Origin of the sequence: Aneurinibacillus danicus (assembly GCF_007991215.1) — a bacterium.
Lineage (GTDB): Bacteria > Bacillota > Bacilli > Aneurinibacillales > Aneurinibacillaceae > Aneurinibacillus > Aneurinibacillus danicus.
Map to the genome: position 1 here is coordinate 1 of NZ_BJXX01000128.1, position 1,958 is coordinate 1,958.

Annotated in this window: 1 protein-coding gene; it reads left to right on the top strand. The window is 39.1% G+C overall.

What is annotated here, in order from left to right; all coding sequences use genetic code 11:
* Window positions 1–92: 92 nt before the first annotated feature.
* Entirely contained in the window at window positions 93–1,157 is a 1,065-nt protein-coding gene (locus tag ADA01nite_RS14015) for a 2,3-butanediol dehydrogenase (protein WP_146810905.1), read from the top strand.
* Window positions 1,158–1,958 lie beyond the last annotated feature (801 nt).

A 1,958-nucleotide genomic window follows, 5' to 3' on the forward strand; every position in this document is an offset into this window, starting at 1 on the left:
TAACTAAATGAATACACGTACTAAAAACTTATAGATAAATGATATAATTTATTTGGGTTATTTTTAGAAATTATTAGATGGGGTGGAAAATGATGAGGGCAGCTATATGGTATGGGGTTAAAGATGTTCAGGTGCGTACCATTGAAGAACCAAAAGTCACATCAGGTACAGTAAAAATTAAAGTGGAATGGTGCGGGATTTGTGGTACTGATTTACACGAATATTTAGCAGGTCCTATTTTTATTCCTGGAGAAGAGGCTCATCCTCTCACCAATGAAAAAGCTCCTGTGATTCTTGGACATGAATTCGCAGGAGAAGTTGTTGAAATCGGGGATGGAGTATCGACCGTGAAAGTTGGGGATCGTGTTGCCGTTGAACCAATTCTTTCTTGCGGAAAATGTCCGGAGTGTAGAACAGGTAAATATAATTTATGTGAATCTCTCGGATTTCATGGATTAGCTGGTGGTGGCGGTGGATTTTCAGAATACACAGTAGTAAAGGAAAATATGGTACATAAATTGCCTGATAATATGAGTTTCGAGCAAGGGGCTCTTGTAGAGCCGACAGCAGTTGCGGTTCATGCTGTAAGACAGAGTAAAGTAAAAGTTGGAGATGTTGTAGCGGTCTTTGGAGCGGGACCAATTGGACTTTTAACCATTCAAGCTGCGAAGGCTGCCGGTGCGAGGCAAATAATCGCTGTTGAAGTTTCCGAGGAAAGAAAAGAATTCGCCAAGAAGGTAGGCGCTGACGTTGTTTTAGATCCACGCCAGGTCGATGTTGTACAGGAAATCAAACAATTAACAAGCGGTGGGGTAGATGTAAGTTTTGAAGTTGCTGGAATAGATGCTGTACTGAATCAAGCAATCGAAAGTACAAAAGCAGATGGTCAGATTATTATTGTTAGCATTTGGGAAAAAACAGCGACAATACTTCCGAATAACCTTGTGTTAAAAGAAAGGGATATTAAAGGGGTCATCGCTTATCGAGATATCTTCCCATCTGTTATTCAACTTATTGCAAATGGGAGTATTAAAGCAGAAGAATTGATTACAAAGAAAATCGACTTAAAAGACATTGTAGAAGAAGGTTTTGAGTCTTTAGTTAAGGAAAAAAATCATGTTAAAATTTTAGTGAAACCAGGTACCTTACTACAATAAGTCGATTGTTCCTTATGAGGTTTACTAAAATTTAAGTAAATTAAAGTAAATTAAAGAGCCTGACATATTACCCTATATAAAAAATAGGGGAGTGTCAGGCTTTTATGTGTACAGGTTCCGATAACCTGGTGTATGTAAAGGATCACTTTTAATCGCTCAAAAGTGATCTGGGTATTTGAGTTTTCTGGAAATGATATCGGGGTGATTCCCCTGCTACTACATAACGAACAGGGGAATCCTTTCCTACCTATTAGTCACATGCACACGCAATAATGACCAAGAGGATAAAGAGAACAAGGATAACGCCAATTTCTCGTTCCCCACCAAAAAAACCCATACAATTCCCTCCCATGTACAATGGATTAAATTACATTTCATACTATGTAAATGGGGATGGACAGGTGTTGGGTTATTGCCTTTATTTAAGGCTTTTATTATTTTTGTGCTATTGTTCTGTTTCTTATTGGTGTCTTCTTAATGGAATTAAAGACGCCCGCAAGCCATCGGAAGAAGACGTCGCTGCGGAAGTGGCGGAGTTAAAGGCGATGCTTGGCGGCAATTCCATTCGTAAGCGGCACCGCCCGCGAGTTTTTCTTATGGATATATTTGTTTTTAAAAATGTACTTTACATTAGTTTGCGATTTGTGATAAGATAATATTCGTTAGACATCAATGCGTTCAACCTTCGGCTTTATCGTATATTCACCGTTTGATAAGGCGTTAGCATAACGAAGACAGACATATCAAATCAAACTTCTAAGCCGTTGGCAGGGAGTTCGAATCTCTCCTGGGAAGCCAGCG